The sequence below is a fragment of the Mesorhizobium sp. M1078 genome, assembly GCF_040318615.1.
In the GTDB taxonomy this organism is placed as follows: domain Bacteria; phylum Pseudomonadota; class Alphaproteobacteria; order Rhizobiales; family Rhizobiaceae; genus Mesorhizobium.
In genome coordinates, this window is sequence record NZ_JAMYMP010000001.1 from 730334 (window position 1) to 742500 (window position 12167).

The 12167-nt window shown below is 62.8% G+C and carries 12 protein-coding genes; 3 read left to right on the forward strand and 9 right to left on the reverse strand.

What is annotated here, in order from left to right; genetic code table 11:
* Positions 1 to 77: 77 nt before the first annotated feature.
* A complete protein-coding gene (locus NKH38_RS03700; RefSeq protein WP_352759150.1) occupies positions 78 to 1169 on the forward strand; it encodes a S1 family serine peptidase in 1092 nt (363 codons plus the stop codon).
* Positions 1170 to 1249: 80 nt separating this feature from the next.
* Here NKH38_RS03700 and mgrA read toward each other — a convergent pair whose 3' ends face one another.
* From mgrA to NKH38_RS03740, 8 genes are all read right to left on the reverse strand, one after another.
* Complete coding sequence (gene mgrA / locus NKH38_RS03705) at positions 1250 to 2296, reverse strand: L-glyceraldehyde 3-phosphate reductase (RefSeq protein WP_023691995.1); 1047 nt, start codon at positions 2294 to 2296, stop codon at positions 1250 to 1252.
* 114 nt (positions 2297 to 2410) lie between these two features.
* Complete coding sequence (locus NKH38_RS03710) at positions 2411 to 3496, reverse strand: Gfo/Idh/MocA family protein (protein ID WP_352904329.1); 1086 nt, start codon at positions 3494 to 3496, stop codon at positions 2411 to 2413.
* A gap of 11 nt (positions 3497 to 3507) precedes the next feature.
* On the reverse strand, positions 3508 to 4254 hold the full coding sequence (locus tag NKH38_RS03715) for a sugar phosphate isomerase/epimerase family protein (protein ID WP_352759153.1): 747 nt from the start codon (positions 4252 to 4254) through the stop codon (positions 3508 to 3510).
* Positions 4255 to 4372: 118 nt separating this feature from the next.
* Complete coding sequence (locus tag NKH38_RS03720) at positions 4373 to 5473, reverse strand: ABC transporter ATP-binding protein (RefSeq protein WP_352759156.1); 1101 nt, start codon at positions 5471 to 5473, stop codon at positions 4373 to 4375.
* 5 nt (positions 5474 to 5478) lie between these two features.
* Positions 5479 to 6414 carry a carbohydrate ABC transporter permease gene (locus NKH38_RS03725; RefSeq protein WP_023669802.1) on the reverse strand — a complete coding sequence of 312 codons (936 nt, stop codon included), beginning with the start codon at positions 6412 to 6414 and terminating at the stop codon, positions 5479 to 5481.
* Positions 6407 to 7300 (reverse strand): carbohydrate ABC transporter permease, encoded by an 894-nt coding sequence (locus NKH38_RS03730; RefSeq protein WP_023704232.1) that lies wholly within the window; start codon positions 7298 to 7300, stop codon positions 6407 to 6409. The genes NKH38_RS03725 and NKH38_RS03730 overlap by 8 nt, the downstream gene beginning before the upstream one ends.
* A gap of 81 nt (positions 7301 to 7381) precedes the next feature.
* A complete protein-coding gene (locus tag NKH38_RS03735; protein WP_352759161.1) occupies positions 7382 to 8620 on the reverse strand; it encodes an ABC transporter substrate-binding protein in 1239 nt (412 codons plus the stop codon).
* Between the two features lie 48 nt (positions 8621 to 8668).
* Complete coding sequence (locus NKH38_RS03740; RefSeq protein ID WP_352759163.1) at positions 8669 to 8950, reverse strand: hypothetical protein; 282 nt, start codon at positions 8948 to 8950, stop codon at positions 8669 to 8671.
* A gap of 63 nt (positions 8951 to 9013) precedes the next feature.
* Between NKH38_RS03740 and NKH38_RS03745 the strand changes: the two genes are divergently transcribed.
* Positions 9014 to 10057 carry a LacI family transcriptional regulator gene (locus NKH38_RS03745; protein ID WP_352759166.1) on the forward strand — a complete coding sequence of 348 codons (1044 nt, stop codon included), beginning with the start codon at positions 9014 to 9016 and terminating at the stop codon, positions 10055 to 10057.
* Positions 10058 to 10090: 33 nt separating this feature from the next.
* On the opposite strand, the gene gnd is transcribed toward NKH38_RS03745, so the two are convergent.
* Complete coding sequence (gene gnd / locus NKH38_RS03750; RefSeq protein ID WP_352759169.1) at positions 10091 to 11518, reverse strand: NADP-dependent phosphogluconate dehydrogenase; 1428 nt, start codon at positions 11516 to 11518, stop codon at positions 10091 to 10093.
* 206 nt (positions 11519 to 11724) lie between these two features.
* Between gnd and NKH38_RS03755 the strand changes: the two genes are divergently transcribed.
* Complete coding sequence (locus NKH38_RS03755) at positions 11725 to 12162, forward strand: VOC family protein (RefSeq protein ID WP_023692002.1); 438 nt, start codon at positions 11725 to 11727, stop codon at positions 12160 to 12162.
* Positions 12163 to 12167: the final 5 nt, after the last annotated feature.

The following is a 12167-nucleotide window of genomic DNA, read 5'->3' on the forward strand; positions in this document are numbered from 1 at the left end:
AGGTACCGGTACCGCTTCTGTTGGTTATGCGTCATGGCGGCATGGCTCGGCATTTTTCATCTCAGGAGGGTTTCAAGGTGAACATTATCCATCGGTTCAGGCCGCTTGCCGCTGCATCGCTGCTGGGCATCGCGGCCGCTTTCCCCGCCGTCAACGCGCTCTATGCAGCCGACGACGCCGCCAGGCCGGAAGCGGCGGTCTCGCCGATGCAGCGCGTTGCCGAAGCCCGGGACAAGGCCAAGGCCGAGAATCCCGACGGCGCCGACCGCGTCTATGGCGGCAAGGAAGCCGATAAGGGGGCCTATCCGTTCCAGGTGGCGCTGCTGACCAGCGCCCGGCTGGACCCCAGCCCGGCCTCGCAGCCGAACGCGCAATTCTGCGGCGGCAGCCTGATCGCGCCGCAATGGGTGCTGACGGCGGCGCACTGCCTCAACGACAAGGGCCGGCCGATTTCGCCCGATACGGTGACCGTGCTGACCGACGCCACCGATCTTACCGAAGGCAAGCGCTACAAGGTGGTCGAGGTTATCGTCAACGAGGGCTACAGCGAACAGACGCTGGACAATGATCTCGGCCTGCTCCGGCTGGCGGAGCCCGCCGACGCGCCGGTCATCAAGATCACCAATGAGCCGACGCCAGACAGCGGCAAGACCACGGTCATCGGCTGGGGCAAGATGCAGGACGGCACCTTCCCGACCGCGCTGATGGTGGCCGATCTCGATCTCGAGCCGAGCGCTGCCTGCAACAGCGGCATCAAGTCGATCTATGCGCATGACCTAAAGGCGGCACTTGGCGATCTCTCCCACCGGATGCGTTATTCGGAAAAGGGCATCGATGCCGCCGCCAATGCGATCGCCGCCGATATGTCGGATCCGCTGACCAAGAACATGATCTGCGCCGGCACCGACAGCGGCGAACGCGACGCCTGCAACGGCGACAGCGGCGGTCCGCTGTTCATGACCGGCGCCAACGGTCCGGTCCAGGTCGGCGTCGTCTCCTGGGGCGAAGGTCCGTCCGACGGCACCGCCGCTTGCGGCCACAAGAATGCCTATGGCATCTACACGCGATTGACCAACTATACGGGTTGGATCGAAGCCAAGATGAAGACCCCGGCTCCGGCAGCCGCGGCGGCGCCCAAGGCCGGTCTCGGCACGGCCAAGAAGCCCTGAACGGGCCCGAAGCTTGATAAACGCAAAACGGCGGGATCTTTCCCGCCGTTTTGATTCATGTCCGGTGCCGGCTGTTCCGCTTACTTCCGTGGCGGTCCCTTGCGCTCCGCCGAAGCCGCCCACAGATTGATGTCGGACTCGCGTGCGTAAGTGTCGATTTCGGCGAGCTCGGCATCGCTGAAGTCGAGCACCTTGAGCGCGCCGACGCAGTCCTCGACCTGTTCAGGCCGGCTGGCGCCGATCAGCGCCGAGGTCACCCGGCCCTTGCGCAGCACCCAGGCCAGCGCCATCTGCGCCAGCGTCTGGCCACGCTTGCCGGCGATCGCGTTCAGCGCCTGGATGTTGGCGATTGTCTTGTCGTTGATGAAGGCGGGCCGCAACGACTTGCCTTGGCTGGCGCGGCTGCCCTCGGGGATGCCGCCGAGATATTTGTCGGTCAGCATGCCTTGCGCCAGCGGCGAGAACACGATCGATCCGACACCGAGCCCTTCCAGCGTATCGAGCAGTCCGTCCTCTTCGACCCAGCGGTTGAGCATCGAATAGCTCGGCTGATGGATGATGCAGGGCGTGCCGAGCTGCTTCAATATGTCGGCCGCCTCGCGCGTGCGCTGCGAATTGTAGGACGAGATGCCGGCATAGAGCGCCTTGCCGGAACGCACCGCATGGTCGAGAGCGCCCATCGTTTCCTCAAGCGGCGTATCCGGATCGAAGCGGTGCGAATAGAAGATGTCGACATAGTCGAGCCCCATCCGCTTCAGGCTCTGGTCGAGGCTCGCCAGCACATATTTGCGGCTGCCCCATTCGCCATAAGGCCCTGCCCACATCTCATAGCCGGCCTTGGTCGAGATGATCAGCTCGTCGCGATAGCCGGCGAAGTCGGTGCGCAATATCTCGCCGAAGGCGATCTCGGCCGAGCCCGGCGGCGGGCCGTAATTGTTGGCGAGATCGAAATGGGTGATGCCGAGATCGAAGGCCTTGCGCGCGATCGCCTGCTTGGTCTTGTGCGGCGTGTCGTTGCCGAAATTGTGCCACAGGCCGAGCGAGATCGCCGGTAGTTTCAGGCCGGATCGCCCACATCTGTTGTAGAGCATTTTCTCATAGCGGTGTTCAGCCGGCTGCCAGCGCATGGGTACAGATCCTGGATTGTATGGGTGTCGGCGCGAGCGCGCCGACACCCATCTAACACATTTATGCTTAGCCAACATTTCTTTTTCGTCCTTTACGCCGAGTTCAGCTGGCCCCTAGCAGCTGGTCTGCATGGCGCCGAACATTCCGGTCTCGCCCGACCGCAACAGGCCGGTCATGACGTCGACGGCATGCAGCGCGAGCTCCATCGAGCAACGATGCGGCCGGCCCTCGGCGATCGCCAGCGCCATGTCGGCAAGGCCTGCGGTGCGGTAGTTGGCCATCATGCCCTGGCCGTGCATTTCGTTGGGCACGCCGAACGGATGCTGCCATTTCGGCAGTTTCTTCACCGGTTTTGCCGCCTTGGTTATGCGCACGTCGCCACCGAAGAAATTCGGATCCGGCACGAACACCGTGCCCGTTTCGCCATAGAGTTCCATCGGCGCATGACCATGCGCCCAGACGTCCCAGCTGGTGTTGAGCGTGACCACGGCGCCGTTCTCGAACTCCAGCAGGCCGTGGATCGTCGTCGGCGTGTTGACCGGGATTTTTTCGCCCGCGCGCGGTTTCGACGAGATCGTGCGTTCCTTGGCAGGCGTGGTCGCGAAGGCCGCCGCCTGCTTCACCGGCCCGATCAGCTGGATCAGGTTGGTGATGTAGTAAGGCCCGATGTCGAGCACCGGCCCGGCGCCCGGCTGGAAGAAGAAATCGGGATTGGGGTGCCAGTGCTCCATGCCGTGGCCCATCACATGACAGGTGCCGCTGGTGATCTTGCCGAGCGCGCCGGTGTCGATGAGGTTGCGCACCAGCTGGTGCGCGCCGCCGAGGAAAGTGTCCGGAGCCGAACCGATGCGCAGCCCTTTCTTCTCGGCCCGGCTCTTGAGGTCGAGGCCTTCCTTGACCGACAGCACGAACGGCTTTTCCGAATAGACGTGCTTGCCGGCATCGAGGATCTGCTTCGACACCCCGTAGTGCACCGCCGGGATGGTGAGGTTGACGATGATGTCGATCTCGTCATCCTTGAGCAGTTCTTCGACGGTCTCGGCGCGCAGCTTGAACTCCTTCGCCCGTGCCTTCGCCGCGTCCATGTTGATGTCGGCGCAGGCGCGCATCTCGATGCCGCGAAACAGCGGCGCCAGCGAGAAATATGCTTTCGAGATGTTGCCGCAACCGATGACGCCGATACCCAGTTTCTTTGCCATGATGATTGTTCCTAGTAAGCCTTGACGGATGCGAGCGAGCGGCTGGCGAAGCGCTCGATGTCGTTGGGGTTGTCCTGTTCCATCACGTAATATTTGGCCGCGCTCTTCGCCCGAAGTGTCTTGATCAGGCCGGCCCAGTCGATGGTGCCGTGGCCGACATCCGCCCAGCCGTCCTCGTCAAGGCCTTCGCCTGACTTGGCCATGTCCTTGACATGGACGGCGCTGATGCGCTTGCCGTGCTTTTCGATCCACGGCAGCGGATCAACGCCGCCGCGGACTACCCAGGCGACGTCCATCTCCCAGCCGATGTCGGGCGCAGCCGACAGGATGTGATCCTGCGGCACCGAGCCGTCGGCGAGTGTCTTGAACTCGAAATCATGGTTGTGCCAGGCAAAGCCGTAGCCGGCTTTTTTTGCGGTCTCGCCGACCTTGGCCAGACGCTCGCCAAAGCCGCGCCAGCCGGCAGCGTCGGCCGGCCGCTGCTCGGCCAGCAGATAGGGACAGATGACGAGCGTGATGCCGAGTGCGTCGGCTGTTTTGCGTACGCCGTCGAAATCATTCTCCAGCGCATCGATCGAGAAATGTCCGGTCGGCATCGAAAGCCCGTTCTTGTCGAGTTCGGCGCGGAACGCCTTGGGGTCGTCATAGACGCCGCCGAAACCTTCGACTTCCTTGTAGCCGAGCTTGCCGAGCATTTTCAGGATGCCGTCCCACGGCTGGAAATTGCGGGCGCTGTAGAGTTGGAATGACCAGTTCATCGTCTCTGTCCGTTTCTTGGGTGGTTAAGGCTTGGGGATGTTTTCGGGGGATCGTTTTCGCGAGATCGTTTTAGGGGGATCGTTCTTGGGAGGATGGTTTGCGGATGATTCTAGAGGGTCACAGGCGATCGCCGGTCGCAGCGTCGAACAGCGAGGCGCGCGCCGGATCGAAACCGAACTGGATCGGATCGCCGCTGCGCAGCGTCCGTTCCGCCTCGACGCGGAAGGAGAGGTTGCGGCCGGCAAGCTTCGTCCACACCAGCGTGTCGGAACCCATCGGCTCCACGATCTCGACCGAACCGCGGGCGGAAAACGGCATCGACTTCGCCGCGTCACCGAAAGCGATATGTTCAGGCCGGATGCCCAGCACGCAAGCGCCGGCCGGGCGCTCCGTGCCGTCAAAGGTATAGCGATCGAGCGGCACCGAAACACCGTCGGTCCTGAACACTGGAGCAGCACTGGCCTCCAGCTCCCCTTCGAGGAAATTCATCGCCGGCGAGCCGAGGAAGCCGGCGACAAACCGGTTGACCGGCCGGTTGTAGATCGTCTGCGGCGCGTCGAGCTGCTGGATGACGCCGCCGCGCATGACCGCGATACGATCGGCCAGTGTCATCGCCTCGATCTGGTCGTGGGTGACGTAGATCATGGTGTTCTGCAGCTTGCGATGCAGAAGCTTGATTTCGACGCGCAGTTCCGAGCGCAGCTTGGCGTCGAGATTGGATAGTGGCTCGTCGAACAGGAAGACGTCGACGTCGCGCACCAGCGCCCGCCCGATCGCCACGCGCTGGCGTTGGCCGCCGGACAAGGCCGCGGGCTTGCGCTGCAAAAGCGGCTCGATCTGCAGGATCTCGGCGGCGCGGGCGATGCGCTTGGCGATCTCGTCCCTGGGCACGCCGGCAACGCGCAGGCCGAACGACAGGTTCTTCTCCACCGTCATTTGCGGATAAAGCGCATAGGACTGGAACACCATGCCGATGCCGCGATCCTTGGGCTCTTCCCAGGTGACGTTCTTGCCCTTGATGAAGATGCGGCCTTCGGAAATATCGAGCAGCCCGGCGATGCAGTTGAGCAAGGTCGACTTGCCGCAGCCCGAGGGACCGAGCAGCACGATGAACTCGCCCTCTGCGACCTCGAGATTGAGGGTCTGCAGCACCGATACAGAGCCGAAATTCAGGGACAGGTCCTGGATCGAAACGCTGGTGCCGTTGGCTGCCGTCATCGCCATCACCCTTTCACCGCACCGGCGGCGATGCCGCGCACGAAAAGCTTGCCGGAAATGAAGTAGACGATGAGTGGCACAAGGCCGGTCAGGATGGTGGCGGCCATGTTGACGTTGTACTCCTTCACGCCTTGCACCGAATTGACGATGTTGTTGAGCTGCACCGTCATCGGATAGGTGTCGGGGCGGGTGTAGACGACGCCGAACAGGAAGTCGTTCCAGATGCCGGTCACCTGCAGGATGATGGCGACGACGAAGATCGGCAGCGACATCGGCGCCATGATCCGCAGGAAGATGCCCCAGAAGCCGGCGCCGTCGACCCGTGCCGCCCTGAACAGCTCTTCCGGCATCGAGGCAAAATAGTTGCGGAACAAAAGCGTGAGGATCGGCATGCCGAAGATGGAATGGACGATCACCAGGCCGCTGAGGCTGCCGTAGAGGCCGATCTCGCGCAGGATGATGACGATCGGATAGATCATCACCTGATAAGGGATGAAGGCGCCGACGATCAGGATGACGAAGAATGTGTCGGCGCCCTTGAAGCGCCAGTTGGCGAGCGCATAGCCGTTCACCGAGGCGATGGCGATCGACAGCAGCACCGACGGAACGGTGATGCGCACCGAATTCCAGAAGCCGCGCGAAAGCCCGTCGCAATTGAGGCCGGTGCAGGCCGTCGCCCACGCCTTCACCCACGGTTCGAACGTGATTTCAAGCGGCGGCGAGAAGATATTGCCCATCCGTATCTCGGGCATGCCCTTAAGCGAGGTGACCACCATCACATAGAGCGGCAGCAGATAGTAGACTGCCACCACGATCAGCGTGCCATAGAGGAAGATATTGCGGCGCGAGAAGACATGCCGCGGCTTCGGCCCGCGCGGCCCGGAGGCTTCGCGCTCGGCTGCACCCGCGCTGGCGGGCAAAGGGACGGCCGGGTCAGCCACGCTTCCTGCCTCCAAATTCAAGGTAGGCCCACGGCACGACGACGATCACCACCGAGAGCAGCATCATGGTCGAGGCGGCAAAGCCCTGGCCAAGATTCTGTGCGAAGAACATGTAGTCATAGACATATTTGGCCGGCACTTCGGAGGCGATTCCGGGGCCGCCGCTGGTCTGGGCGACAACGAGGTCGTAGACCTTGACGATGCCCGACGCGATGATGACCAGCGTGGTGATGAAAACCGGCCGCATCATCGGGATGACGATGAACAGATAGGTCTTCCACATGGGGATCCCGTCTACCCGCGCCGCCTTCCAGATGTCCTCGTCGATGCCGCGCAGGCCGGCCAGCATCAAGCACATGATGAGCCCGGTGCCTTGCCACAGCGCCGCAATCGAAATGCCGTAGATGACGATGCTGGAATTGTATAGCGGGTCGAAGTTGAAGCTCGTCCAGCCGAGGTCCCGCACCACATGCTGGATGCCGAAATCCGGATTGAGCAGCCACTGCCAGACCAGGCCGGTGACGATGAAGGAAAGCGCGAACGGATAGAGGAAGATGGTGCGGAACGTGTCCTCGAAACGGATCTTCTGGTCGAGAAGCGCTGCAAGCAGGAAGCCGATGACCAGTGAGAACACCAGCGAGATCGCGCCGTAGATCAAAAGGTTCTCGATCGAGATCAGCCAGCGCGGCGTCACCCACAGCCGGTAATACTGATCGAGCCCGGCGAAATTCAGCCGTGGCAGCAGCTTCGAATTGGTGAAGGAATAGAATACCGTCCAGACGGTGCCGCCGACGAAAACCACCGACGCGGTGAGGATCATCGGGATCGAGGCGACCTTCGCATTGAGGTTGCGGAACAGCGGGTTGGGGCGTTCGCTCTTGCTCATCTCGTCAGCCGGCTGGGTAAGGGCGGTGCGATCCCGGCCCTGCTTTCGCAAGACCGGGAGCGAGGTGTATTGCCTCCAACGTCAGTCTGCCGAAGCGATGAGGTCGGCGAAGCGTTTCTGCGCGTCTTCGATGGTCAGGTCCGGCTTGGCGAAGAATTCGGCGAAGAGATCTTCCTTCTGCTTCTGGGTATCCTGCGAAAGCAGTTGGTCCGTCCACGGGATGACGGCGCCCTTGGCGAGGATGGCCAGACCCTTCTTCATGCAGTCGTTCGCCGCATTGAGATCGACGTCACCGCGCACCGGCAGCGAGCCCTTCTTGAGATTGAAGGCGACCTGAGTCTTAGGGTCGAGCAGCGTCTCTGCCAACACCTCCTGCGCCTTGGACTTGTCGGCATCCTTGAGCAGCGGGAAATAGAAGGCGTCGCCGCCGGTGGCGATAACTTCGTTCAGACCGAGGCCCGGCAGGCAGGCATAGTCCTTGCCGGCGACCTTGCCGGCAACCTGGAACTCGCCTTGCGCCCAGTCACCCATGATCTGGCCGCCGGCCTTGCCGGTGATGACCAGATTGGTCGCCTGGTTCCAGTCCTGCACATTGGTGTTCTTCGCCATCTTGCGGGCATCGTCGGCGGCCTTGAAGACCTTGGCGACCTCGGGCCCAGCGGCGAACTTGGCGTCCTTGTCCTTGTAGACCTTGAGGAATGCATCGGTGCCGCCGACCGCCGCCAGCAGCACATCGAAGGCGCCGGAAGATTGCCAGGCCTGTCCGCCGACAGCGAGCGGGATGATGCCCGCCTTTTCCAGAGCGGGCGCTGCCGCCACGAATTCATTCCAGTCCTTCGGCAGCGGCACGCCGGCCTTCTCGAAGGCTTCGTTCGACAGCCACAACCACTGCCAGGAGTGGATGTTGACCGGCACGCAATAGATCTTGCCGTCGATGGTGCAGCTGTCGAGCAGGCTCTTCGGCCGCACGATTTCCGTCCACTTGCCCTTGGTGGCCACATCGGTGAGGTCGCGCATCAGGCCGGCCTGCACCAGTTCTTCGGCCTGCCGGCCGTGATTGAACTGGGTGGCGCCCATCGGATCGCCGCCGGTGATGCGGCTGATCATGATCGGCCGTGCCGTGCCGCCGGATCCGGCAATGGCGCCGTCGACCCAGTGATTGCCGGTCGCGTCAAAAGCCTTCGCGAATTCCGCAACCGCCGCCGCCTCGCCGCCCGACGTCCACCAATGGGTGACTTCCAGGTCGGTGGCGGCCGCCGGGCCGGCAAGCTGAAGCGCGGCCGTCGCGGCAAGGGCAGCGGTCAAAAGTCTATAGCGCATTTCGGTTCCTCCCAGAATCTGAAACGTTACAGATTTTCGATACGGCAATTATGCGGTGCGTGCAACCCCTGAGATAAACGCGCTCGAATGTTTTTTCGAGGCGCGAACAAATTCGTTGCGAGCAAACCGGCAAACTCCGCGCAAAACCGGGTGCTGCGCTGCAAAATCATGCTGCAGCGCAAGAAAACCGTCTCGAACCTGATTGTCGCGCAACGTTTCTGGCCGCCAAAACCCTGCCAAAACCATGGCTTGAGAGACACCACGCGCTGCGATGTTGGAAATCTGTAACGTTTCAGTATATTGAGGCCTGACGGCGAAGAACCGTGCCACATCGTCATCGAAGCGATTGTCGGCTGGTCCGGCGGCTGCTATGCGCCTGACGGGGCGGGACGAATGGACAGGGACCAGACGGAGAAGGACGACGAGGCGTCGGCGCATGAGCGGCCGACGCTGAAAACGCTTGCCTTCATGACCGGGCTCGGCGTCACCACCGTCTCGCGCGCGCTCAAGGATGCACCCGAGATCGGCGCCGAGACCAGGCGGCGGGTTCAACTCGTCGCCAGGCAGATCGGCTACCGGCCGAACCGCGCCGGCGTGCGCCTGCGGACTGGCAAGACCAATGTTATCAGCCTCGTGCTCAATACCGAGCGCGAGATCATGAGCTTTGTCTCGGACATCATCTACGGCGTCTCGGAGGTCATTGCCGACACACCCTATCACCTGATCGTCACGCCCTACTCGCGCTCGCAGGATCCGCTGGACCCGGTAAAGTATCTGGTCGAGTCCGGCTCGGCCGATGGCGTCATCATCTCACGCACGCAGCCCAACGATCCGCGCGCCCGCTACATGCTGGAGCGTGGCATTCCCTTTGCCACGCATGGCCGCACCGATATGGGGCTTGTCCACCCCTATCACGACTTCGACAATTACGCCTTCGCCGCCGAAGCGGTGCGCCATCTGGCCAGCGTCGGCCGGCGCCGGCTGGCGCTGGTAGCGCCGCCGGTCGGGCTCACCTATTACGACCACACGGTCAATGGCTTTGCCGACGCACTGAGCGAGGTCGACGCCAGCGAAGTGCCGTTCAACGCTGTTTCGATCGACCAGTCGATCGATCAGATCAGGACGCGGACCGCGCAGTTGATGCGCCGCGACGTCAGGCCGGACGGTTTCGTCAGCAGCGCCGCCGCAGCAACGCTGGCCATCGTCGCCGGCATCGAGGATGCCGGCCTGAAACTCGGCCGCGACGTCGATGTCGTGTCCAAGCAATCGTCGGAACTGCTGCATCTGTTCCGCCGGGAGTTGCTGATCGTCAACGAAGACTTCCGCCTCGCCGGCACCGAGCTTGCCCGCGCCGTGCTGGGCTGGATAGGCGGCGCGGCACCTGGCTCTTTGCAGACTGTGGTCAAGCCAGGCGACGTCGCCGCGTATCAGGGCTGACTGGCACGACCTGAGAGGCCGCCTCACCTGACCCTAGCCGGCAGCGCCGCTGCCCCATGGGCCATGGAAAGCCCCCTGCTCGCCGATGCGCTCGAAACCATGCGCGCCGAAGAAATCGCGCTGCGCCTGGATCAGGTTCGAGGTGCCGCGGCCCTGGCGGTAGCTGTCGAAATAGGCAAGCGCCGACGCCAGCGCCGGCACGGGCGAACCGGCCTCCGACGCTCTTGCGACCATGCGCCGGAGCGACGGATGCGCCTCCTGCATCATGGTGGTGAAAGCCGGCGCCATCAAAAGGTTGGTGGACGCGCCGCCCGAGCCGAAGGCTTCCGCCATGGTGTCGAGCATCTGCGAGCGGATGATACAGCCGGCACGCCAGATCTTGGCGATGGTCGGCATCGGCAAGTTCCAGTTGAACTCCTTCGAGGCGGCGCTCATCACCGCGAAACCTTGTGCATAGGCGGCGATCTTGCCGGCGAGCAGCGCCAGCTCCAGGTCTTTCAGAAGTGCCGCCTTGTCGCCGGAGATCTTGGTGACGCCGATATTGCCATAGGCTTTTTCGGCCGCCTGCCGCTCATCCTTGATCGAGGACAGCACGCGGGCCGCCACCGCCGCCTCGATGGCCGTCGCCGGAATGCCGAGCTGCTGCGCCTCGATGACAGACCATTTGCCGGTGCCCTTCTGGCCGGCACGGTCGAGGATGATGTCGACCACCGGCTTGCCGGTCTTTGCATCGTCGGCGGCCAGCACCTTGGCGGTGATCTCGATCAGATACGAATCGAGCCGGCCCTTGTTCCAGTCCTCGAAGACCTTGCCGATCTCCTTCGGCCCCATGCCGAGACCGTCACGCAGGATGCCGTAGATCTCGGCGATCATCTGCATGTCGGCATATTCGATGCCGTTGTGGATGGTTTTCACGAAATGCCCGGCGCCGTCTGTGCCAAGCCAGGCAGCGCACGGTTCATCCTTGAACTTAGCCGAGATCGCGGTCAGCACGCGTTCGACGCGCTTCCAGGAGTCTTCGGTGCCGCCGACCATGATCGACGGTCCATGGCGCGCGCCTTCCTCGCCGCCGGATACGCCCATGCCTATGAAGGTGAGACCTGAGCCCGACAGTTCCGAAAAGCGCCGCATCGTATCGCGGAAATTGGCGTTGCCGGCATCGATGACGATATCGTTGTCAGACAACACGCCGCGCAGCGCTTCGATCTGTTCGTCGACCGGCTTGCCGGCCAGCACCATGATGATGACCGGGCGCGGCGGCTTGATCGCAGCTGCCAGTTCCTCCAGGCTGTAGCAGGGCACCACCATGTCCCTGAGCGAACCGGCGCCTTCGAGGAAGGCATCGGTGCGCGCCTTGGTGCGGTTGAAGACGGCGATGCGGTGCCCGTGCTCGGCAATGTTGAGCGCGAGGTTGGAGCCCATTGTGCCAAGGCCGATCAGGCCTATTTCGGCTTTTTCCATCGTTTCTTCCCTGCTTTCGGATTTTGTTGAGGCCGCGTTTTTCGGGATGCCCATTTTTCGGCGAGATGATTGACGGGCCTTTCGCGCCACGTCAACCGCCTCGCCGAATTGTGTTGCGTCTGCGTTGTGTCAGACCGAGTCAGGAAGGGTCAGTTGGTGACCAGGCGACGCCTTGCCGATCGAACATATGACGTTAGGTTGAACTTATGGCAGTCAAACGGATGGACAATGTCGGAATCGTCGTCGATGACCTCGACGAGACGATTGCCTTCTTTCGCGAGCTCGGCCTCGAACTGGAAGGGCGGGCGACGATCGAAGGCGAGTGGGCCGGACGTGTCACCGGGCTCGGCGATCAGCACGTCGAGATTGCCATGATGCGCACACCGGATGGCCATAGCCGGCTCGAGCTCTCCCGCTTCCTCACGCCGACGGTCGTCGCCGATCACCGCAACGCCCCGGTCAATGCCCTGGGCTACCTGCGCGTCATGTTTACCGTGGACGACATCGACGACACGCTTGAAAGGCTCCGCAAGCGTGGCGCGCAGCTGGCCGGTGAAGTCGTCCGTTACCAGGACGTGTATCGGCTCTGCTACATCCGCGGGCCGGAAGGGCATCTCATCGGGTTAGCCCAGGAACTCGGCTGAGCGCC

Excerpts from the sequence above, each read along its gene's own strand:
- NKH38_RS03730 (WP_023704232.1), bottom strand. The coding sequence starts at position 7,300 with ATGAGCAAGAGCGAACGCCCCAACCCGCTGTTCCGCAACCTCAATGCG.
- NKH38_RS03715 (WP_352759153.1), bottom strand. The coding sequence starts at position 4,254 with ATGAACTGGTCATTCCAACTCTACAGCGCCCGCAATTTCCAGCCGTGG.
- NKH38_RS03720 (WP_352759156.1), bottom strand. The coding sequence starts at position 5,473 with ATGACGGCAGCCAACGGCACCAGCGTTTCGATCCAGGACCTGTCCCTG.
- NKH38_RS03735 (WP_352759161.1), bottom strand. The coding sequence starts at position 8,620 with ATGCGCTATAGACTTTTGACCGCTGCCCTTGCCGCGACGGCCGCGCTT.
- NKH38_RS03755 (WP_023692002.1), top strand. The coding sequence starts at position 11,725 with ATGGCAGTCAAACGGATGGACAATGTCGGAATCGTCGTCGATGACCTC.
- NKH38_RS03745 (WP_352759166.1), top strand. The coding sequence starts at position 9,014 with ATGGACAGGGACCAGACGGAGAAGGACGACGAGGCGTCGGCGCATGAG.
- gnd (WP_352759169.1), bottom strand. The coding sequence starts at position 11,518 with ATGGAAAAAGCCGAAATAGGCCTGATCGGCCTTGGCACAATGGGCTCC.
- mgrA (WP_023691995.1), bottom strand. The coding sequence starts at position 2,296 with ATGCGCTGGCAGCCGGCTGAACACCGCTATGAGAAAATGCTCTACAAC.
- NKH38_RS03710 (WP_352904329.1), bottom strand. The coding sequence starts at position 3,496 with ATGGCAAAGAAACTGGGTATCGGCGTCATCGGTTGCGGCAACATCTCG.